The organism is Bacillus sp. FJAT-27225 (assembly GCF_001685025.1).
GTDB lineage: Bacteria > Bacillota > Bacilli > Bacillales > Cytobacillaceae > Bacillus_D.
On record NZ_MAYU01000007.1, the window covers coordinates 1 to 21,961 of the forward strand.

Sequence of the window (21,961 nt, forward strand, 5' to 3'; positions counted from 1 at the left end):
CTAATAGGGATTGTACTTCGGTACGTGTTAGTAGTAATGTATCCATTAAAATAATTCTCCTTTATAAAGAGGTCAATAATATTTTTTATTAATTGCTATTTATATTCCTAAATAATCTCTTATAATAAAAAAACTGCCTATTTATCAGTAATCCTTCTTTTAATAAACTGCCTCTTTCAATAAGGAATTCAACAAAAAGTTGGTTAATCCTGCTGGATCAACGCACCCGATAGTTTAATAACATTTTTCATATATCTCTCTTAATATTCAGCTAAAATTTCATAGTAATGTGTTTGATTCTTCTTACTATCAAATACAACAGATTTATCTAAGAAGAAATACATTCTAGTGCCATTTTCATCCTGTATGATCTTTGGATAGTTGTTTTCCTCATCTTTTACCTGTTTAATTTTATCGTCTGTTATCACTCCATAACGAACAAAAAAATCATCAAAGTTAGTAAATGACCAGTTAAAACCATTTTCTGTTTGAAGAGGAATTGAACCTCCTCCGGCATTCCATTCCCATTTAGCATTTTTCAATTTAATAAATCCATCGTAAAGCTTGTTATCTTTCGTATAAAAAACCAGAATACCGTCTTTAACAGCTTCTAAATGAATTATCTCTTCTACATCCGTATTTGTATCTTTCATTGCATCAAGTAATTGTTGTTCAATGGTTGTAGTTTCATTATTGTTGTTATCACAAGAACTTAATGAAAATATCGCAATAATAGATAAACAAACAAATAAACATAATTTAATCCATTTATTCATTTTCACTCCGAATCATCTCCCCTTTTCTTTCACTAACCTGCCCCGTTAGCACAATAAGGAGTTCAATAAAAAGGTGCCTTAATCCTTCTTGGATCAAAGCCGTTAGCACAATAAAAAAGAACCAATAATGGTCCTTTCTTATTGAGATATTCTATTGACCTATCATTCGGTTATATTTTTTATAACTGCCATTTCCTTGCCGAACCTATCACCATTATCAATAAATCCCAAACTAGAGTAAAGATTATGTGCTCCCAAATTTTCAAGATGATAACCAACAACAATTTTTTTCGCATTAGGTAATTTAGCCATCTCTGAAATCATTAACTTAGTTGCAGCTTTTCCTATACCCTTGCCTTGGAATTCCTTATCCACCATTATTCTATATACCCAATAACCATCAAGTTCTTCTTGAACAGAATTGTACATCAAAAAGCCAACCACTTTCTCTTCAGCACAAATAGCATATGGCTTTAATGTAGGCTCAAACTTTGACTGAGCTATTGATATAGCATTGGGCTCAATGTGTTCTTTTTGTTCTGTTAATACTTCTAATACACAACAGTCATACCAGTTTTCTGCATTTAATTCTACAATTTTCACATTTTCTGTACTCATAATTTTCCCCTTTCAAAATTCGGGGAAACGCTAAACACTTTTTAATTAGTCGTTTTCCCCTTGTAGTCATTAATAATAAAAATTCTTTTGTTTGCCATAGTGAACGCCTCCTCTAACAACTATTGCCTAAAAAATATATCAAATAGTTCTTAGACTATTTAATCATACCATTTTTTGTATTAATTTCCTTCTTATAATAATTTTTTTCTTATTGAACAATCCTGCCCTTTTTGTTCAATAAGGAATTCAACAAAAAGGGGCGGAAATCCTTCCTGGATCATCGCACCCATTGCTTTAAGCATCTATTCACATAATCATCACTTGTTTCTTAAATCAAAACTTTCACTTGCATTGCTCCATTCTACTTTTATCACTAACTCATCTTCTGCACTAGTGGAAGGACTATTAACACTTAATAATTTTTTATTATATATGCCTTCTTGATTTAAGGTAGGATCATTCGCACCAAAATCCACTACTCCGTTATTTTTTGATTCTACATAATAACGAAAAGTGTCATTACCATCTATGTTATTTCCTTTGTTATTAAGCTTTATTTGATATGTTTCTTCTCCATTAGTTTGGTGAACGGTTACTACAGCTAACCAATTTTCACTTTCGCCAACAAACGTTAAGTCATTCTCTTTGGTTTGACACGCAGATAATAGAAATACAAAAAATATAATTAGCACAAAGAATTTCCCCAAAATTTAACTCCCCTATAAATAATATTATTATGACATATATTCTTACACTAACCTGCCCCTTTAGCTTAATAAGGAATTCAACAAAAAGGCGTTTAATCCTTCCTGGATGAATGCACTCGTTAATACAACAAGAAATATCTTCTATTACCTTGTTTAGTTATAAGTATACAATTATTCAAGTTCCTCTGAAGAAGGTGGCTCAAAGATTTGTATCCACTCTTTAAGTTTCGCTTCAGGTATTAAAAAAGTTCCTTCTGGATTCTGTTTATTCCTAATCTTTAGACGTTCAAACAATAACTCTTCAGATACATCAACAAAATGAATTTTAAATTCAGCCCCTATGTCCTTTGCTCGAGAACGAAACTCGTCTCGTTGACTTCGAACCCAACATCCAAAATCGAGGATAACATCAATGTTTAGAGCTAAAACTCTAGCTGCAAGGTCCCACATAAGAGATTCCACTGTATCATGTCTAGCATCGTGCTTAGCTTCATCTGATTCCGTCATGTTCTCCCCGTAATCCTGCCCGAATAAACGGATGTGCCATTCATCAGGAGTCAGACGCAGTGCTGAATATTTCTTTTCAAGTTCACGTGCAAGTGTAGTTTTACCACTGCACGGGAGACCAACCATTAAATGAAGGGTTGCTATATTGACCATCTCCAATCTTTCGAAAAAACAAACTTTTCTTTAAAGTTATTTGCGCGAATTAATAGCTCATCTAAACATTTTCTTAAACAAACCTGCCCCTTTCGTTTAATAAGGGATTCCAAAAAGGCTAATCTTTTTTGGCTTTCCCTCGTTATCCGAAGAGTTCATCCCTTATCATACTTCTATAACACCATCTAAAACTTGATCGTTTATTTCTTCCCCATCTACCCAATCTTGAAAGTTAATGTCTAAGACTTGATCACTTTTAGCAATAGTAGTAAGAATTCTTGAATCTTTATGTGAGTACGAAAATGTATGGAGAGTTCCAAACAAATTTCGATAGTCCGTAAAAAACACTGGAGATTTTATGCTTTTAAACTCTTCGAACATTTGCCGATGTGTGTAATTTTTATCCTTGAGACCTAGTAGGTAATGGTTTCGCTGGATTGAACCTTCAATTGATATTCTATTTTTATGTTTAAGCAAATCATCCTGAAAGTGATTAACACAAGTCATAAATGATTGACCATACCTAACAATAACCTTTTCTGGGGTTGCTTCTACCTCAGCAATATTTCCCTCTTTATCTCCGAGCGAGAAATTATAACAAGCGGAATGAGGTATTTCCTTCAGCATATAAATTGCATCATCAATTGAGGAACACTTATCCAAAACCATCCTAATTGCTGTCCAAGGAGAAATACCCTTTGTATAACCATTATTACTTACAAAGTGGAGACCTACTACTATCCCTTCTTGATTAACACCATCGTGCCTTCCTAAGATTTGAAGATTATATCCTGCTGAAGCAAAAGCTGTTTCAGGTTGAACTAGACTAAAAACACCATCATATAAAACAGGTGAAAAATCGTAATTTCTAACGTAATAATCTTTAGTAATTAATGCCGAGCAGCCCATAGCCTCCGTCTTTGGCATATCATAGCCACTAAACAAGGAAGCTGCCCTGCTAAGTGAAATTTCCAATCCTTGAGATAAACCATCAAGCTCATCAAGTAAATGAGGTGCAAAGTAAGAAAAAATGGCTTTCATATTTTTATAGTCAATTTCTGATTTTGTAATCAACTCTAGGGTTTTTAAAATTGGTTTATTTTTGATATACTTCCCCATCTTTAACCCAATATCAAAAGAGGAATCTCTTAATTGAATCACACTTACTGAAAAAGTCGACATACCTTTACCCCCATTTTTATCCACTCTTCACTTTAAACAATTGCATTTTGTAACTTCCCCAAATGTTCAACTAACCTGCCCCCTCTGTTTAATAAGGATTCCAAAAAAGTAATATTCGATAACATTGAGTTAGTTATTAATGAATATCCCGTATATAGCGTCTGCAATAGAATCAATTTTGTATGCTATTACACTCAAACTTATTGCAATAATAACTAAGCTGGTAACTTTAATGATTTCCAGAAGTTGTTGATTCATATATTTACCCTCCTAAATTAAACTTTTTAATTCGCTACCATTATTAAAAGACACCCAGTTAGCTTAAGAAAAAAGCTGCCAAATTCATAATAAAAAGGCATTAGTTCAATGCCTTTTATTATGATGATTTCTATCTAATTTAGGTGTTTTTTTACTTCCTCTTCATATTTTTTAACCTGTTTGTTATTGTCAGTTATATCGTATTTCTTTTCCAGTTCAGGTTTCAGCTTTAACCAAATAACATTCTTTTCATAAATATCTCTGTCAAAATCGTGATTAAGTTCTTCCAATGTTAAACCTAAAGCATCTGCATATGCTAGGTGTTGCGGCAAATCACTAGTATCGGGTCCTTCCTTAATAAAATTTTCAACCTCTTCAACAGTTACAGTAATACCATATTCATCTTTAGCAATAGACTTCCACGCTTTATCTTCTTCCATCGCTTGTTTAGATAGTTCTAATACTTGCTCATCAGTCAAATCTGTTTCATAATACAGTTTTTCTTGAGCTAATGTTCTGATAATCCATTTCTTTAGCTTTTCATCACCTTCAAATTCATTAGCTTCAGATACAGCATCATCAAAAACCTTTTTATAATCATCCAAATTATAAGTATCCAAAATCTTTTTTTGTTCCTCTTCACTTTTCATCTTTATTAGTACTTGTGTATTTGCTTTTGATTGACATCCTGTAATTAAAATCATTGCCATCGTACACAAAATAAACAGCTTATTGAATATGATCACTTTTTTGCTCCCCCGTCAGCTATTTGTCTACCTCCATTTTAACGGAAAATTACAATAAACCCAGAAAAAGTAGAAAATAAATTAAAAAAGCCGATAGGGGATTAAGCCGGGATTAAGTGTTTACTAACCTTGTTGAACTAACCTGCCGTTCAACAAGAGGCTAAAAAGGGCGTTGATACATAGCCATCAACGACCGAAAAGTGTACTAGAGGCAAAAAAGGGCGTTGATACATAGCCATCAACGACCGAAAAGCGTACTAGAGGCTAAAAAGGGCGTTGATACATTGCCATCAACGACCGAAAAGTGTACTAGAGGCAAAAAAGGGCGTTGATACATTGCCGTCAACGACCGAAAAGCGTCCCAGAGGCTAAAAAGGGCGTTGATACATAGCCGTCAACGACCGAAAAGCGTCCCAGAGGCTAAAAAGGGCGTTGATACATAGCCATCAACGACCGAAAAGCGTGCGAGAGGCTAAAAAGGGCGTTGATACATAGCCATCAACGACCCAAAAGTGTGTGGGGAATCAACAAAAATCGGTTAATCCTTCTTGGATTACCCACCCGCTCCTTGAATAAGGAAAATAACGCAGTAAACCTTTAAAAAATCAATTATTTCTTCTATTTTTATTCACTTTTCGCAGTGTCCTTCTATTGCTTACTATTTGCTTTATATAGTTTGTCGTTAACTTTAATTGCTATTGCATCTTTAATAGATGCATCCTTTACTTTAAAGATTTTACTCGGACTTTTATATGGATTTTGGTCTTCAGTGTAAGAAACTATTTCTTGAATTCGAATAATTTTCCCGATTTGTTGTTCAACCTCGTTAGTACCTAAAACTTCATCCGTCATTAGATAGGTTAAGTTGTCCATTTTAATTACTGCTGGGGTAAGGTTAGTAAATTCCGCACTGCTAAATTTGTTCATATTACATCCTGAAAGCAAAATAGAAACAAAAATCAAACCTATTGTTAATGCTTTTTTCAATGTATTCATCCCTTTTTCAAACTCTTTAAATCCAACAACTTCCAAAACACAACATTTCGAATACTATACAAAACATCTTCATATTGAATTAACCTGTCCCGTTTGTTTAATGAGGAATTCGACAAAAAGAGGCGGTAATCCTTCCTGGATCAACGCCCCTTATTGGAATAAAAGTGGAATCATGTAATGAACAGTTTCACAATAATAATGTTTCTTGCGATTGTGTTCAAAAAGATGTTTTTATCTCCCTTTTTTTATTCAATACTTACCTTTTATTACCTTGATTACACTGGTTCCCTCGATGCTCCTGTTTATTTCGTTAACAGGCTATGCTTTTCCAAAAATGCTTTCGCCACGCTGTTGGCGCTTTTCTTTTCGACGGCAACCTCGTAGTTCATTTCTCTCATTTCATCATCGGTAATTTTTCCACCTAGTTTGTTCAAGATTTCTTCTAACTCCGGATATTGTTTTAATGTCTCTTCCTTTAGTAGCGGCGCCCCCTGGTATGGTGGGAAAAGGTTCTTGTCATCCTCCAGGACCGTTAGATTGTATCTTGCAAGTTCGCTATCCGTGGAATAGGCGTCGATCAGATTAATGTCGCCTGAATCAACGGCGGTATACCGTAATTTAGGCTGCATGATGTTGATTTGCGGAAAGTTTATTCCATATAGTTTTTGGATGCCGGGATACCCGTCCGCGCGCTCTGGGAATTCAGGCGTAAACCCAGCCTTTATTACGCCTTCAACCGCTTTAAGGTCGGAAATGGTTTTTAAATTGTATTGTTCGGCAAGTGAAGCCGGAACAGCCAGCGCATATGTATTGTTGAATTCCATCGGCTCAAGCAGGGCCAAACCAAGTTCCTTTGCCAGCCCTTCCCTTGCTTGTTCAAAGACTTCCGTTCTATCTGTACTTTTTGGCTGTTCTTTTAGTAAGTCAACGATTGCTGTTCCGGTGAATTCAGGATAAATATCGATGCTGCCGGCTTGCAGGGCGTTATACACAAACGATGTACCGCCCATATGCGGCTTTACTTCCACATTCAAATCCGAATGGTCTTCAATCAGCAGCTTGTACATATTCATGAGAATTTCAGGCTCAGGCCCTAGTTTTCCACCTATGACAATATCCGCTTCTTTCGGCTGGCTGAACGTCGTAACGGCGATGACGAGGAAGAATGCAACAAGAACCGATACAATCGATATCAATGATTTCTTAAACGATGATCTCTCCAGCCTTCTAAGTACAAAGTCGAAGAACAATGCCAGCAGTGCGGCTGGTATCGCTCCAAGCAAGATAAGATTGGTGTCATTGCGGTCGATTCCTACTGTAATTAAATTTCCTAATCCGCCAGCCCCAATCAGGGCAGCGATAGTTGCCGTTCCAATGATTAAAACCATGGCTGTCCGTATCCCTGCCATAATGACCGGCATGGCGAGAGGCAGCTCAATCTTAAATAAAAGCCTTCGGTTATTCATCCCCAATCCTTTTGCCGCTTCAATGAGATTCGGATCCACTTCTTTTATTCCCGTGTATACGTTTCTAAGGATTGGAAGCAAAGCATAAATGACCAGGGCGATAATCGACGGGATTGTTCCAATGCCTACGAGCGGTATAAGCAGGCCCAATAATGCCAATGACGGAATCGTTTGGAAGACAGCCGTAATTCCAATCACAATCTCTGCTGCCCTTTTCTTTCTGGTCAGGTAAATCCCTAGAGGAACAGCAATCAGCAAGGCGAAAAAGAGTGAAATAAACGATAGCTCGATATGCTGCAGCAATCCGTGTGCCACATCCTCTTTTTTCGCAAGGAACGTTTCATAAAAAGTATTCACTGATTGCCACCTTCTTTCATGCTGCCCAATAAATATTGAATCAACGATTGTCTGTTCACGACACCAATGATTCTTCCGTCTTCTTCTACCCCGGCCTGCTCTGCTTGGGATAGAGCTTCAAGTGTATGTTCTATTGTACTTGTGCTAGGAATCACAGCCTCTCCTTTGAATTCTGCTGCACTGTCGAGTATTTTTTTCAAATCGAAAGAAGATTCCATGATCGATTCTTCGCCAATGAACTCTTTTACGAATAGGTTGGCTGGATTCTCCATAATTTCAGTGGGAGTTCCGATTTGGACAATTTCCCCATTCTTCATGATGCAGATGCGGCCGCCAAGCTTCATTGCTTCTTTCATATCGTGGGTAACGAAAACGATGGTTTTCTGCAGCTTTTTATGGAGGTCAAGCAAATCATCCTGGAGCTTCTCCCTGCTTATCGGGTCAAGCGCACTAAATGGTTCATCCATTAAGATGATTTCAGGGTCAGCCGCCAAAGCCCTGACGACCCCAATCCTCTGCTGTTGACCGCCCGATAACTCCTTTGGTTTCCTATGCTTATATTTGCCAGGTTCCAAACCGACCATCGAAAGCAGATCATCGACCCTTTTGCTAATTTCGGCCTTCGTCCACTTCTTCATTTCGGGAACGACCGCAATATTCTCCTCAATGGTCATATGGGGAAACAGGGCAATCTGCTGTAGAACATATCCTATGTTCCAACGTAGTTCATGAATATCATACTCGCTAATTTTCTTCCCATTAATACGAATGGTTCCTCCAGACAGGGGGATTAGCCGGTTCATCATTTTTAAGGTTGTGGTCTTCCCGCTTCCACTCGGCCCGATTAAAACAAAAAATTCTCCTTTTTGTATCGTAAAGTTTAATGGCTTTACGGCATACGTGCCATTATCAAAAATCTTTGATACATTTTCAAATTCAATCATCTCACCACTCCTTTTAGTAATCTTTAGATTCACGCCGCCAAGTTGGACTTCGGCATTGTTTCTCTCTATCTACAGGTGTGCCTTGCTGTTTTCATCAAGGGAAATACCTTGATCGGCTATATGCGGAAGCAAACTCCCTGAATCTTCAACAAATGCTTACCAATCTATTCTCCCTTCCCGCTATTTCATAAGTCAATTACTTCGCTTTAATGAATGTGCCCCACTATTATGGAACTTGTTGATATGTAACGTAACTGTGAGGTAGGCATTAAGAGCATTATATGGAGAAAAACGAAAAGGCCCATGGCATGTCTGACATGGGCTTCACTTGTGCAGGGAATCCTCTTGGTGATTTCCTTCTTACCTTATTTAAATTATTTAATACTATAAAAAATAAATACCTTATAAGTAAAGACCCAAAATCGGGTCCTATTTTAATTCCTTATTGAAGATTAGTACCCCTTAGTTTAAGTGTAATTGTTCACAAACATATAATTAAATAGTTACATCTATTTTTTTTCAATCGCCATACGCAAGTTCGAGATAACTCCAAGAAGCAATACTAACGAACAAACCATTTTTTCAAAAGGTGTTCCAAACAATTGTTGTATAAATCCAAAAGACCAAAGTACAACAAAAAACCAACATATAACGGTTAATCCTCTTTTGTATTTATATTGTTTAATTCTACCGACAATCAACGTAAAAACTACTCCAATAATAGAAATAACGATATTTATAACAGATATTGGTAGCTGTTCAGCGAATGATTCAGACCTTCCACCATTAACCCATGTGAATGGAATACTTTTGCTTATAATAAGAAAGTGGATTAAGATAGTCAAAGAGTAAAAAATAATTCCCATAAATACAGCAGTTTTCATATTAATTTTCCTGAGTTTTTCTAAAATAAAATCACCTCATTTTTCTTCCTGTTTCAATTTTATTAATCCAGTAATATACTATTCCTATATCTCTTACCATTTGACAGATAACTGAAAGTAAGATTTCGAAGAGTTATCAAAAATCACCATTATTCTTAAACAGAGCAATAAACATCGGCTAGGTATTCTTGTTGAACTAAACTCCCGTTTGTTCAATAAGGAGTTCAACAAAAACGGCGGTTAATCCTTCCTGGATCAACGCACCCGATATTTCAACAAGACGAAACATCAAATTACCATCAGTAATATTATTAAACAACAACTAAAACTATAATTAGTTAAAATTTATAGTACCAAAAAATTGCAATTTCATTTGCAGTTGGAAAGTTTGAATAAAGCATAGTATCAACTGCACCTATTACAAAGTGATTTTTGGCATAAAAATGACAAGCTGAAACATTAATATCTTGTGTTTCAAGCACAAGCCCACTAAAGTTATTCTCCTTTGCCCACTCAATAGCTTTATTTAATAATGCTGTTCCAACACCATTTTTTCTATATTTTTTTGCAACAGCAATGTCCTCAATTAGTGCATATCCATTCCAATTAGAACGAATTTTAATCCGACCGATGCAGTGGTTTTCATCATAATAAAAAAATACAACTTTCCCCTGTTCTTCAATATAACTGATATCAATTTCATCATCTTCATATTTTTTAAAATAAGGTTCAGAAAATATCTCCTCGGTATATTTCCAAACATAGTTTTCAAATGTAGGTATAATTCTCCCCGAAACAACGAAACATTCGTTTGGTTTCTTAAAATCCTCCATATTTAATTGAGTCATTTCAATTATCATATCGATCTCCTTCCAAACGAAATTATATGTAATACAACTTGTGTATTATAACCTTCTTTTCACTTCGTCCTTTTTCAACTAAACTGCCCCGAGTCTTTTGGGCCACGAGAAGAGTGAGACTACTCGAATTTATGCACAGCTAAGCGGAAGGCTAAGGCAGGAATTTCATCAAAAATATTTCTAAGCAAAGAGCAACGCCCCTCAAGCGTTGCTCATATACACTCGCACCCGTTTGTTTAAGTACAATTCTTCACAAGTGAGTAATAAAACATTCGCCATAGCCTCCTTAAATATTGGCTATTTTCCCCTCCACTTCTAAATAAGCATTTATCTATTCAAGAAGCAGAATCTATAAACTAAACGCTCAATACTATCAGGAGATAACTTAGCATATTTCTCATAAAGATATTTCCTAAAAAGATCTCCTGACTCAACTACTGTTTTTTGGTTATCAGGAAAACTGTAAATCTCATCAATCAAAAAGCTAATTTTTGCAGCATCTTCAGGAGACATTTCAAGGGGTTTCTTGCTGGACCATTCCTGAATAAGTAAATTAACTTCCTCCCAATCAATTGCCATTTTGAGAAACTCCTTTTGTTTAGCTAACCTGTCCCGTTTGTTGGATAATTCTAATGATTTAGATTCATTTAATGTGGAAAGCAACTTTTGGGCAAGATGCCGTTCATTTTTATGAACATAAAAATCGTAAATAACAGGTTGTCTAAATTCATCGGCACTAAACGGTTGACAAGGTGAACTATGCGTGGATTGTTTCTTTACTTTATACTTCAAGCCTCCATTTTTGAATAATTGGGCTACTTTAAAATAATCAATGTGATTTTTTGCCGTATATACTAATTCTTTTTTAAATAGAAAGTCTAATATAGACAAGTGAACTCCCCCCTTAAAACCACATTAATACATTTTATTGAATTCCTTTATGTACTAACCTGCCCCGCTTGTTTAATAAGGAATTCAATAAGAAAGGCGTTAATCCTGCTGAATCAACGCACACGTTTATTTAAGTACATTCACTACAATCATTTCAATATTTGCTTTTTCACGTGAGTTAAACAAAAAGCTTACCTTCTATTTGATTTCTATTTTCAAAAATCCATTGGAACATAGCTTTATTAATTTTATAAATTTCATCGTTACTTGTAAAATAAGCCATAAATATAGTTTGGATACAAAGCATTACGTACCAAATAGACTCTTTTTCATTAGTCGATAAAGGATTAACTTGATTATAACTAGCTACTAAATTTCCAACAAAGGTTATCCACATTCCCCTTAATTCCTCTTTAGAAAATACTTCACTTAAGACACTTGTGGAGCAATAACAAAGATCAAATATGTTAAGATTGACCTCCACAATTTCATAATCAATTACACCAGAAAGACTGTTGTTATTAAATATAATATTATGAATATGAGCATCCCTATGGACTAACTGTTTTGGGAGAATATTAAATAGGTCCTTTATATCCTCTTCCAATTGTTGATACACATTAAGCAGTTCCTCTGAAGGATCTATTTTGATAATTTCATTTACGGCAAAACCGTATACCATTTGATATAAATCTTTAATAGGATACTCGCTTAAAAAATCAGCAGATTCCATTATTTTATTTAAGTCAGCAATAGTTTCTCCAAGAAGCTTCGGTATTATAGGACTTCGCAAACTTTCTTCTGCCCCAAAGGTGGAACCTTCAAGATAGTTATATATAGAGTAATGCGAATCTTTGTAAGGTAAACTAAAGTCCCCTAGTTTATTAATTAAAGGAAATTGAGTTAAAAATTTATTTTTTCTTAAGAGCCCGATGAGTTTTAATTCACTATAAAACTGTTTTAAATTATCCTTTCTCTTTATAATAAATTTCTTCTCATCATTCGTGAGGATTAATGTTGCCCGTTCCGAAAGCTTCTTAAAGTTATAAATTTCAATACCCCAATTTGAGGAAATATTATTAATATCTGAAAACTCCATAGAACTCCTCCAACATACTATATATACTTATATATTCTGTTAAGGGTAAGAAATATCCTCCATCATTAGGAATTCGTTGTTAAGCCATGCCCCTTTAGCGTGATAAGGATTCAATAAGAAAGGTGCCTTAATTCTTCTGAATCAAAGCAACCGTTACTTCAAGAAGGAAAGTATTCTTTTCTTTTCCCTAACAAGATCTAAACTCTTAAATGTGTTGGAGCATTAGAAAAAGACGCCCTCTTATTAAAGAAAAGCGCCCGATTGTTGAATAAAAAAACCTATAATACAGCAATTTTGATTAAACTTTTTAAATGGTACATCTTTATCTCAAATACACACAAACCTTAAATGAACAAATAAATCCATTTCATTGTAACAAATTTAGCACCGATTCAACAAAAATCCTTTAACAGCTAACCTAAACAAAAGTTTAATTGAATTGGTGCTTATCCGTTATACGTCAATGTTATCCGCTAAATTTAGAAAGAATATTGACGTATAATGGAGCCCAATGACCGCCTCATTTCATAAGCTTGTTTGTGTTTACATAAGACCTCTTTCCATGCTAATTCAAAAAAGCAGCATTTCCCCAAAGGAGAAATTGGCTGCTAATTTTATCGTTTATATTCCAACTTGACACTAAATCATACAGATCAAGTAGCTTTATTTACATGGTTCACTGTATCCTGGGGTGTTTGTATTTAAAAGTTATCGCAAAAACGATTCCAAGAACGATGGTATAGGCAGCAAAAACTAACCAGATATTCTGCCAATCTTTTATGCCGTCAACCGTTAAATAATCCACTATTCTTCCACTAATCATAGCACCTAAATAAGCTCCCAATCCGTTCACCATTGTCATGAATAAGCCCTGTGCACTCCCACGAATTCGATGATCCACTTCTTTATCTACAAACATCGATCCAGAAATATTAAAGAAGTCAAACGCTGCACCGTACGCTATCATGGATAATAGTAATAATATGAACCCTAATCCGGTTGGGTCTCCAAATGCTAATAAAACAAATCGCAACGTCCAAGCCGCCATACTCAATAGCATGACCGTTTTAATACCAAATTTACGTAAGAAAAATGGTATGGCAAGAATAAAGACTACTTCTGAAAATTGTCCAATTGATAATAAAATCGCTGGGTATTTCACAGCAAGACTTTCTTTATAATCAGGATTTAGCGCAAAATCATGAAGGAATGGGTCTGCAAATGCCAAATTAATTTGCAGTGCAGCACCTAACAGCATTGCAAATACGAAAAAGATGGCCATTTTCTTTTGTTTAAATAGGACAAAAGCGTCGAGTCCTAAGTGGCTTACCAACGACTTGTCCCTCTTAACACTTGATGTTGGACAATCAGGCAGCACAACTGAAAACAGTGCCAGTAAGATGGCCGACCCTGCTGCAATGTATAACTGGATATTGCTTAACTCAAATCCACCAAGACTAATGAGCCACATGGCAAGAATAAAACTAACGGTTCCATATACACGAACGGACGGGAATTCTTTCGTCGTATCGAGTCCTTCTTTTTCTAAACCAATATAGGAAATGGTATAGGATAATGAAATTGTCGGTATGAAAACCATAGCATTAAAAAACATTACCCAAAACATAACGGTTGGGTCTGAAGCTTGTGCCGCAATAAATAAGCAAAACGCACCAAGAAAATGAAAAATTCCATACAATCTATTCGCTTTCATCCATCGGTCAGCGATAATCCCTACAAGGCTTGGCATTATAAGAGAAGCAAGTCCAGATGCGCCATAAACCGCTCCAACTTGTGAGCCAGAAAAGTGTAATGTATTGATCATATACGAGCCAAGTGTGATTAGCCAACATCCCCAAATGAAAAACTGGAGAAAAATCATAACTCTAAGTCGATTCTTAATTGTCATTGTTTTCTCCTTTTAAGTTTGGTGTCTAAGCTGTACTTTTCTAGTTATTAAGCTTTTTTAGCTAATTCAGTCATATAATCAAAGAACGCATCGCGATTCACATCATAAACAACATTCACAGGTCGTCCATCAGGGGTTTCAACTGTACGGCCTTGGCTTGGACCTTCCGTGTGAACAATGCTATTAATAGTTTGTACTTTCACAAGATCACGATTGCCAACAAATGCGGTTGTTAACACATCCCACAAATAGTATGTAGAGTTCGTTGAAAAGTGAACAAGTGGTGGTACCATCGCATAACATTGTCCAAGAAAATCAACACCCAGGTATTTGCGTTCTTTAGCCCAACGCTCACGTACATCTAAAGTTAGCGGTACTTGGTTTGTACTTTCAAGCGCCACTAAATCAATTTGTATGCCGGTATCCCATACACGAGCTGCTGCTTCTGGATCCCAAAACACGTTCCATTCGGCCGTTCCATCATGTTCAGGTTCATGTACGTTTCCTGCTTCACGGAATGTGCCACCCATCCAAACAAGTCTTTCAATTTTCTCTTCAATTTCAGGAGTTTCATCTAATGCACGAGCAAGATCAGTAAGCGGGCCTGTAAATAATAAAGTTGTTTTTTCTTCAGTTGCTAAAACCGTGTTTACTAAATGAAGATGTGCTGGTTTATCAGCCACTGGTGTTACAACTTGTCCAGATTCATTCAAAATCGGCAGAGCATCAACATAAAACGCATGCATACGCCAATCTTTTGGAAAAGGGTTTTTTGGGCGAGAATTTGACTCGGCTACGTCAAGGCCCCCGTTTCCAAAGCGATCAATAATTTTTCTGCTTGCAAACATTGCTGGTTCTAAATAACAATCTGCTGGAATGACTGAAACGCCTGTGAGTTCAACACTGTCCATTTTTAGTAATAAAAATAGCGAAACTAGATCATCAACGCCGCCATCATGATTAAAGTAAATTTTCCTTTTCATTTTTTCTCGATCCCTTCATGGTGAACTTTTTTAAATTGCTTGGGGATTTACCAAATGTTTTCTTGATGGAACACTCGGATAACATCACACTTCCACACTTAGAGCGATCAAAATCTGCCTGACGCGCCACTTAGCATGATCGCTTATAAACATTTCAAATATAAAAAACGCTCCGATAGCTACCGGAGCGTTGACTAGGGCATGTGTAAATATAAAAGGAAGAATTAATCCCTTCTTCCATTGAACACTTACCTCGTAGTCAAGCCCTTTACGGCGGCTTGGTAGAAACTCTTGGGCCCTATCCCCAATATTATACGACGTTTTTCTATATTTAATTCGCATTTATAATAACAATCACATCGGGTTCCGTCAACCAAATCTCGAACCTTTTTTATTAAATTGAAATTATCGTTCGTGATTGGAAGCATTTACAATGTTATTAATACCTTTACTTTCGCATTTTGCGATATGGGGGCTGAACCAAGTTCCTCAACTCAAATTCAGTAATTATCATAAAACTCCCTTATTAACTAACTCCCACGTTAATGCAAAAAATTAACCCACCGTTACTACCTAAAGGAAAAATTAGAGAAAATTAAAAATTGCCTTGTTACCTTTTAGGATTTATCTTGTTGCAATGACTTATTTCCAGGTGCAAACCATCCGATTAAGGCAATACCCACTAATACTCCATAGAAGATCAGAGTCCAGGTGGTACTGTGAGGAAAATCATGATTTAAAACACCAATATCTTCATGAGCTAGGGTAACTACAGCCAGTTTGACACCGACCCAGGCAACAATGGCATATGCTGTTGTTTCCAATGCTGGACGTTTTTGAAGAAGCTGCACAAACCAGGTTGCCGCAAACTTAATCAAGACAAGGCCAGCAATACCTCCAAGAAGAACAACAATAAACTGCCCTCCATCCATACCACCGAAATCGTCTAGCGGTGAATCTGGAAGACCAAGGGCAATAGCAACTGCCGCTAGAATCGAATCAATGGCAAAAGCAAGGTCCGCTAATGCGATCTTCCCTACAGTGGGCCAAAAACCTTTCCCAGCGGCTTCCTTTTCATCGTCCTTATGAATATTCTTATTGTCTTTCCCGAACTTTGCCTTAATGACATGCTTTAATCCAAGGTAAAGAAGATAAGCCGCTCCTATAGCTTGTATCTGCCAGACGTTCGCAATAAATGAAATGACAAAAAGTGCAGCAAATCTGAAAGCAAAGGCCATAATGATTCCGTAAGTTATAGCTCTTTTTTTCTGTTCTTCGGGTAAATGCTTGGCCATCACTGCTAATACAAGAGCATTGTCAGCCGATAACAACCCTTCCAATCCAATTAGAATTAACAATGCCCAAGCATATTCCAGCCAAATTGACTCCATCTACTTCTCCCCTATCTTTAACTAAAATTTCATGTGAAAAGTTTCGATAACTGTAGATTTCCCACTTTAGCAACAGGTAATCCTAGAGAATAATGCTAAAATTATTTATTAAGTTGCTTCTCGATACCTCGATTTTCCTACTGCCAATAACCTCCCGTTTGTTCAATAAGAAATTCAACAAAAAACGGTTAATCCTTCTTGGATCAACGCACCTGTTAGTGGAAGAGTTGTCCATAATTTATGGCAGATTCAACTGGCGGTATTAGTTCACCATCATCGAACCTATAATCTAAAAATGTAATTTTAAAAATGAAATTGCCAATCATAAAAATAATGAATAAAGCTATGACAATAGAAGTCCAAAAAGCACCTTTAATAATTAACCTGAAAATTTTTGAGTCAATAATCAGATCTCCCCAATGCATATTTTAACCCCCTTTTCGTTATCTTTTGATTTCATCATATATCATTTTTTCCTAAACAAATTTCCTCGTTTGTTCAATAAGGAATTGAACAAAAAAGTGCGGAAACCCTTCCTGGATCTACGCACCCTTTAGTTCAATAAAAATAAGATACTATGCTACTTAATTGAAAACAAAACTTTTTATATTGACTCTATTACAACTTCCCCTTCATGTGAAGGTACTTCAAACCCATTTCGGTAAGAAGTTAAAGTATTTTCAGTGATTGGAAAGGCTGAATTTGCATCAAATCTTTTACTACGTGCATCTAGCCGTTGACGAATAACTTCAGGACTAACTTTCAAATAAATAAGTTTCCACTCACCACCAGCTTCTTCAATCAGCTGTTTGTATTCAACTCGTTTTGCTTTTTGCCAAAAACTAAAATCAATAACAACCTTTCGTTTATCCTTAATAAGACTTACTAACTGATTACGAAGTCTTCTTTCAGCTTCGATTTGATAATCGCGATATTTTTCAGTAGGATAATCTATTCCATACCGTCCATTTACCTTCCAGATTTCTTCATCTATCGAAAGACGAACAAAGCCTTCCTTTTCCAACTGTTGTGCGTATGTAGTCTTCCCTGAACCTGCTACACCACACATCATGATAATTAAGGGATTTGAAGTTTTTTGGTTCATGATTTCCATTAATTTTTCTCTCATCCCAAACACCCTTTATGGATTTCGTATTGAAACATACATTGCTTGTTGAATTATCCTGCCCCGTTTGTTCAATAAGGAAGGCGGTTAATCCTTCTTGGATTAACGCACTCGTTAGCTTAATAAGAATCCGATTCTACATAATCTATAATTTGTTTAAATAAATTATATTGGCCATTAAATCTACTGGAGTTTTCCCCTGAAATTATTGCTTCAGCTGCTAATCGGAATACCACAGCTCTTATGAACATTTCTTTATTGCCGGGAAGCAAATCAATATCACTAATTTTACTTCCTTGCCACGCTATACAATCACATACTAAAATTGCTTCGGCATATTCAACTGGTGCAACTGTTGGAGAGAAATCAATGATAAGAGGCGGTAAAACATCATCAAAAAGAATGTTTCCTGCCAGATCACTATGGACAATTTGCAGATTATACTGTTCTCTTAGTTGTATTTTTTGCAGTAATTCGTTTATTATTTTTCTTGCTTCAGTATTTGCTCCCATACGTAACCCATCAATTTGCCAGGCAATACGATGTGCCTTGGACCAAGGGTTATCGACTTGAGAAAAGTCTTTGTATCTGATATTAGATAAATCACGGTGAAATAATCTTGATACACGAAGTTTCTCTTTAATCTGACCGTTTACCTCCTGACCTCGTTCAAAGTTTGTACACCCCCAACCATTACTTACAAATGTGCCTTTATTACTTTTAATAGGTTTTGACAATCTATAACCCTGAGGATTGATACTGGATATAATTTTAAATAATCGCTCAGAATGCAGCACGTCTTCTACTGGTTTTAATACAACATTATTCACTCTTACTGATGTATTCTGACCACCCTTCAATGGAGTAATTTCACCGTTTACATTAAATGATCTAAGTACCTCTTTAGATAGCATCATTTTTTCACCTTAATTTGGGACTTTTATTTATAACAATTATTTTCCTGCCCGTTTGTTTACTAAGAACTTCCACAAAAAGATGCCTTAATCCTTCTTGGATTAAAGCACCCGAAATATGATTACAAATAATCTCGGTATCTATCCTTCTGGATAAAAACCCTGTAAGTGTTAAATGATTCGATACTATTGTTTATGCTTTCCTTGTTTTTTAGATTTCTTTTGTTCAATATTAAAGTTCTCTTCAATTCTAATAAGCGTATGATTCAATTCCTCGTCAGCTTCTTTTGAAATATTTTCTAACCTCGTTATTATCCTCTGAGTTTCATCCAAAGTGATTCCATTGTCTTGTTTTGTTTCTTGAATATATGATTTAATATTTTCAACTTTTTTTATTATCTTTACCATTAGATCATATAATTCTCTATTCATTGTCGAATCTCCTTAGCGAGTATTATGGGTAAGTTTACAGTTGAAAATAGTCTTTTTCTTGAATTTATTCACCATTAGCCATTAATTAATCACACTTACGCCTTACATTCGACAGGTTTTGAATTTTTACCCAAATTTTTATAAGTGGAAACCAATTTGAAAATTTATCATCAGTAGAAGTTAAGTCTAACTTCATCCCTATAAGCCTCTTTCGTTTTTTAAAACAAAAGGACAAAAAAAGTGCGTTAATCCTCCCTGGATCAACGCGCCACGTTACTTGTCTTTATCTAAATGACTATCTAGTTTTTGTCTGATTTACTCCACTATTTTTCAATAAATTGACCAATTACTGATTTGTTAAACCCAACGTTTACTGCTGTTGAAATGATATATATATATAATATACTAAACCAGTAATCCAAAGGAAAATTAGAACTTAACCTATAGTTTAAGTGTAATTTTTCACGAATTTTTCTTTGTTGCAGGCAATGCTGCCCCATTAGTTTTAAAAAAACAAAGGCCTCCATTTAGAAGATGGCCCTGGTAGTAATTAATTTGGCTATGGTCTTACCTATAGTTAAAAATACCCTCCCCTGTCTCTATATTTATCGGTAAGGATGAATGTTCGTGTATAATGCTCCAGAACTCTTTTTCTTTTTTAAAACAGAAGGTAAATCTATTAGTCGTCTGACGAAGTTTCTCCTGCAATTGGTTGTAAGCCGAGAACTTAACAGCACAGTGAACAAAAGCGATAGTTGAATTTTCGACCTTTACTAAATCATTAAAATCTACTTTAAGTAAAACACCTTCCTTTGATAAACTATTAAACCAGTCTTTAACCATTTGTCGCCATTGGGCAATACCGGTGCATTCCCAATTATCCCAACAATCAAAAATATGTATATCTGAATGGTATGAAGATAAAAACCTCTCAACATCTTTCTCATAAATTGCAGTTTTGTAATTATCTAAAATGTCCTCAACATTGATAAACTGAGAGTTCACCATTATTTCATCTCCTTTAGTAACAATAATTTAACTTCATTAAGTATACTGTAACCATTATATTTTCCACTTCCTAAAATCCAACAGTTTAATTTAAAGAGCACCGGTCAATCCAGTTATATATTTGTCCCTGAATAATTTGTTGGTCTACAGTCAGAAGATCATGAAATTTTTAGCCACGCTAAGTTCTGGTAACTCCTTGTGGAATTGTGGGTTCGTGTATCTTCGTCCTTGACCAATTGTGCGATGACTCTGTCGTCCTTGACGCCGTGCTTTGTTGGAGAGTAGTCATCAAGCTCCTTGCTTTTCTTCACATTCAGAGAATTTACAATGCGCCCTATTAAATTAATTACAATATCAAGTAATACTATTCCTTTTCCTCATATCGCTAGAAAGTCGTTTGTACCCAGTAAATGAAACTTATCGAACATTTAGAACGTATGATTATTCATAAAAGCTTCTTAGTAAGGAGGAATTAGTAATGCCTATTTGTCAAAGCTGTAAAAGAAAATGGTCTTGGGTTGACTCTATTAAGAAGTTATTAACATTTCGTAAAAGCATGCAATGTAATCATTGTGGAGAAATTCAATACCAAAGTACATCTTCCAGAAATGCGACATCTTTATTAGTTTTACTCCCCATTAGCATTATTCCGCTTTCTATAATGTTTGATTTATCCCCTATTTCTGTACTACTTTTAGGACTTGCCTTAATGCTTGTGGCTCTGTTTGTAATGCCATTACTACTAAAATTAACTAATAAAGAAGAACCATTATGGTAAAAAGGGGACTGCATGAGACAGTCTCCTTTATTATTTATTTTATATCAACATTACTCCTTAACATAGCCAATCTTCATTTCTTAAACTATACCGCCTCATTTGTTCAATAAGGAATTCAACAAAAAAGGCGGTTAATCCTTCCTGGATCAACGCACCCGTTACTTCAAGTATAATATTTTACATTGTTAAAATTTCTTTTTCCCCTTTACTTATCCAGGAATCTGTTGATAATCATACGTTTAGTGCGTCGCATCTAAAAGTAACTTTTTCTCTTTTACTTGTTCAGTGTGTCGTTGTTCATGCAAATATATCTGTTCAATCCATTGGTCAAGTGGCAATTCACCTAAGGCAGGATGCTTAAATGATTTTTCCGCCAAAATTGATTTATCCTCTATTGTACTAAGGAAAGTCAGAAGTTTTTCTCTCGAATCGTTTAACAAATCAATGATTGACTGCACTTCAAATGGTTCTACATCTGGTTCAACGATTTCGGGTGCTTTAAACTTTTTCGTTCGATCCAGAATATGATGAACGTTTTTACGTTCTGTTCGTGTATGATCAACCTTTTTTAATCCCCAAACAATAGCCTTTATTGTGGCCTGTTCCACTAGTACTAAATGATGGCAAACCTGTGCGATACTCCACATATTCATACCAAGCTTATTATTAAATTGAGTATAACTTAATGAAGCAATCTCCTTTACTAAATTATTTCTCGTTTCATAGAGATTGTCATTTACTAGATTACTCATGAAATTCTCCATTCACCACAAAATAAATATCTAGGTTCCTATTCTGTATATATTCTTCACGATGAAAAGTATTCTTTGAGTATAATTTACTTTCCTACTTTCGTTAAAAAATCTGGTTTTACTATTCAAAATCAAGTAACTCTGAATTGAACTACCCACCACTTAGCACTCACACGAGTTGCTTGAAGTGGGGGATTCCTAAGTACAGAAGCCTATTGGCTTCT

24 protein-coding genes, 1 pseudogene and 1 riboswitch are annotated in these 21,961 nt (G+C 35.5%); of the genes and pseudogenes, 2 read left to right on the forward strand and 23 right to left on the reverse strand.

Translation table 11 applies throughout. The features are described 5' to 3' along the window. Positions 1-260: 260 nt before the first annotated feature. From A8F94_RS07410 to satA, 12 genes are all read right to left on the reverse strand, one after another. Positions 261-782 (reverse strand): hypothetical protein, encoded by a 522-nt coding sequence (locus A8F94_RS07410; protein WP_066197833.1) that lies wholly within the window; start codon positions 780-782, stop codon positions 261-263. 156 nt (positions 783-938) lie between these two features. Next, the gene (locus A8F94_RS07415; RefSeq protein WP_066197835.1) at positions 939-1,394 is read right to left on the reverse strand and encodes a GNAT family N-acetyltransferase; all 456 of its coding nucleotides are present in this window, start codon (positions 1,392-1,394) and stop codon (positions 939-941) included. 317 nt (positions 1,395-1,711) lie between these two features. Continuing rightward, complete coding sequence (locus A8F94_RS07420; protein ID WP_066197840.1) at positions 1,712-2,101, reverse strand: hypothetical protein; 390 nt, start codon at positions 2,099-2,101, stop codon at positions 1,712-1,714. A gap of 171 nt (positions 2,102-2,272) precedes the next feature. Next, positions 2,273-2,761 carry an AAA family ATPase gene (locus tag A8F94_RS07425; protein WP_217490909.1) on the reverse strand — a complete coding sequence of 163 codons (489 nt, stop codon included), beginning with the start codon at positions 2,759-2,761 and terminating at the stop codon, positions 2,273-2,275. A 165-nt stretch (positions 2,762-2,926) separates the two neighbouring features. Further along, complete coding sequence (locus A8F94_RS07430) at positions 2,927-3,943, reverse strand: C45 family autoproteolytic acyltransferase/hydolase (RefSeq protein WP_066197845.1); 1,017 nt, start codon at positions 3,941-3,943, stop codon at positions 2,927-2,929. A 129-nt stretch (positions 3,944-4,072) separates the two neighbouring features. Then, on the reverse strand, positions 4,073-4,201 hold the full coding sequence (locus A8F94_RS26345; RefSeq protein ID WP_302621303.1) for a hypothetical protein: 129 nt from the start codon (positions 4,199-4,201) through the stop codon (positions 4,073-4,075). Between the two features lie 134 nt (positions 4,202-4,335). Then, on the reverse strand, positions 4,336-4,947 hold the full coding sequence (locus A8F94_RS07435) for a hypothetical protein (protein ID WP_066197848.1): 612 nt from the start codon (positions 4,945-4,947) through the stop codon (positions 4,336-4,338). 648 nt (positions 4,948-5,595) lie between these two features. After that, positions 5,596-5,934 carry a hypothetical protein gene (locus A8F94_RS07440; RefSeq protein WP_139070047.1) on the reverse strand — a complete coding sequence of 113 codons (339 nt, stop codon included), beginning with the start codon at positions 5,932-5,934 and terminating at the stop codon, positions 5,596-5,598. Between the two features lie 311 nt (positions 5,935-6,245). Continuing rightward, entirely contained in the window at positions 6,246-7,766 is a 1,521-nt protein-coding gene (locus tag A8F94_RS07450; RefSeq protein WP_066197855.1) for an ABC transporter permease/substrate-binding protein, read from the reverse strand. Beyond that, positions 7,763-8,710: an ABC transporter ATP-binding protein gene (locus A8F94_RS07455; protein WP_066197858.1), complete on the reverse strand. Its 948-nt coding sequence runs from the start codon at positions 8,708-8,710 to the stop codon at positions 7,763-7,765. The genes A8F94_RS07450 and A8F94_RS07455 overlap by 4 nt, the downstream gene beginning before the upstream one ends. Positions 8,711-9,219: 509 nt before the next feature. Continuing rightward, positions 9,220-9,594 (reverse strand): hypothetical protein, encoded by a 375-nt coding sequence (locus A8F94_RS07460; RefSeq protein ID WP_066197860.1) that lies wholly within the window; start codon positions 9,592-9,594, stop codon positions 9,220-9,222. A 338-nt stretch (positions 9,595-9,932) separates the two neighbouring features. Further along, entirely contained in the window at positions 9,933-10,454 is a 522-nt protein-coding gene (gene satA / locus A8F94_RS07465) for a streptothricin N-acetyltransferase SatA (protein ID WP_066197865.1), read from the reverse strand. Positions 10,455-10,545: 91 nt separating this feature from the next. Between satA and A8F94_RS26120 the strand changes: the two are divergent. Continuing rightward, positions 10,546-10,638: pseudogene (locus A8F94_RS26120) on the forward strand (integrase); the annotation flags it as partial. A 143-nt stretch (positions 10,639-10,781) separates the two neighbouring features. Here the strand turns inward: A8F94_RS26120 and A8F94_RS07470 are convergent. From A8F94_RS07470 to A8F94_RS07515, 10 genes are all read right to left on the reverse strand, one after another. Then, complete coding sequence (locus A8F94_RS07470) at positions 10,782-11,345, reverse strand: hypothetical protein (protein ID WP_066197869.1); 564 nt, start codon at positions 11,343-11,345, stop codon at positions 10,782-10,784. 178 nt (positions 11,346-11,523) lie between these two features. Then, the gene (locus tag A8F94_RS07475; protein WP_066197871.1) at positions 11,524-12,444 is read right to left on the reverse strand and encodes a phosphotransferase enzyme family protein; all 921 of its coding nucleotides are present in this window, start codon (positions 12,442-12,444) and stop codon (positions 11,524-11,526) included. A 676-nt stretch (positions 12,445-13,120) separates the two neighbouring features. Continuing rightward, positions 13,121-14,353 carry a nucleoside permease gene (locus tag A8F94_RS07480; protein WP_066197874.1) on the reverse strand — a complete coding sequence of 411 codons (1,233 nt, stop codon included), beginning with the start codon at positions 14,351-14,353 and terminating at the stop codon, positions 13,121-13,123. A 47-nt stretch (positions 14,354-14,400) separates the two neighbouring features. Continuing rightward, a complete protein-coding gene (locus A8F94_RS07485; RefSeq protein ID WP_066197876.1) occupies positions 14,401-15,336 on the reverse strand; it encodes a nucleoside hydrolase in 936 nt (311 codons plus the stop codon). 236 nt (positions 15,337-15,572) lie between these two features. Beyond that, positions 15,573-15,674: riboswitch (purine riboswitch) on the reverse strand. A 279-nt stretch (positions 15,675-15,953) separates the two neighbouring features. Further along, positions 15,954-16,727 (reverse strand): TerC family protein, encoded by a 774-nt coding sequence (locus A8F94_RS07490; RefSeq protein WP_066197879.1) that lies wholly within the window; start codon positions 16,725-16,727, stop codon positions 15,954-15,956. A 215-nt stretch (positions 16,728-16,942) separates the two neighbouring features. Then, on the reverse strand, positions 16,943-17,152 hold the full coding sequence (locus A8F94_RS07495) for a hypothetical protein (protein ID WP_066197882.1): 210 nt from the start codon (positions 17,150-17,152) through the stop codon (positions 16,943-16,945). 179 nt (positions 17,153-17,331) lie between these two features. Next, positions 17,332-17,856, reverse strand: a complete 525-nt coding sequence (locus A8F94_RS07500) for an AAA family ATPase (RefSeq protein ID WP_066197885.1) — start codon at positions 17,854-17,856, stop codon at positions 17,332-17,334. A gap of 116 nt (positions 17,857-17,972) precedes the next feature. Beyond that, a complete protein-coding gene (locus tag A8F94_RS07505; RefSeq protein ID WP_066197888.1) occupies positions 17,973-18,767 on the reverse strand; it encodes a hypothetical protein in 795 nt (264 codons plus the stop codon). 186 nt (positions 18,768-18,953) lie between these two features. Continuing rightward, complete coding sequence (locus A8F94_RS07510; RefSeq protein WP_066197891.1) at positions 18,954-19,199, reverse strand: hypothetical protein; 246 nt, start codon at positions 19,197-19,199, stop codon at positions 18,954-18,956. A 567-nt stretch (positions 19,200-19,766) separates the two neighbouring features. Next, positions 19,767-20,207 carry a nuclear transport factor 2 family protein gene (locus tag A8F94_RS07515; RefSeq protein WP_066197894.1) on the reverse strand — a complete coding sequence of 147 codons (441 nt, stop codon included), beginning with the start codon at positions 20,205-20,207 and terminating at the stop codon, positions 19,767-19,769. 478 nt (positions 20,208-20,685) lie between these two features. Between A8F94_RS07515 and A8F94_RS24865 the strand changes: the two genes are divergently transcribed. Further along, entirely contained in the window at positions 20,686-20,985 is a 300-nt protein-coding gene (locus A8F94_RS24865; RefSeq protein WP_077247602.1) for a TIGR04104 family putative zinc finger protein, read from the forward strand. 239 nt (positions 20,986-21,224) lie between these two features. Here A8F94_RS24865 and A8F94_RS07525 read toward each other — a convergent pair whose 3' ends face one another. Next, on the reverse strand, positions 21,225-21,737 hold the full coding sequence (locus A8F94_RS07525; protein WP_066197900.1) for a DinB family protein: 513 nt from the start codon (positions 21,735-21,737) through the stop codon (positions 21,225-21,227). Between the last annotated feature and the right edge of the window lie 224 nt (positions 21,738-21,961).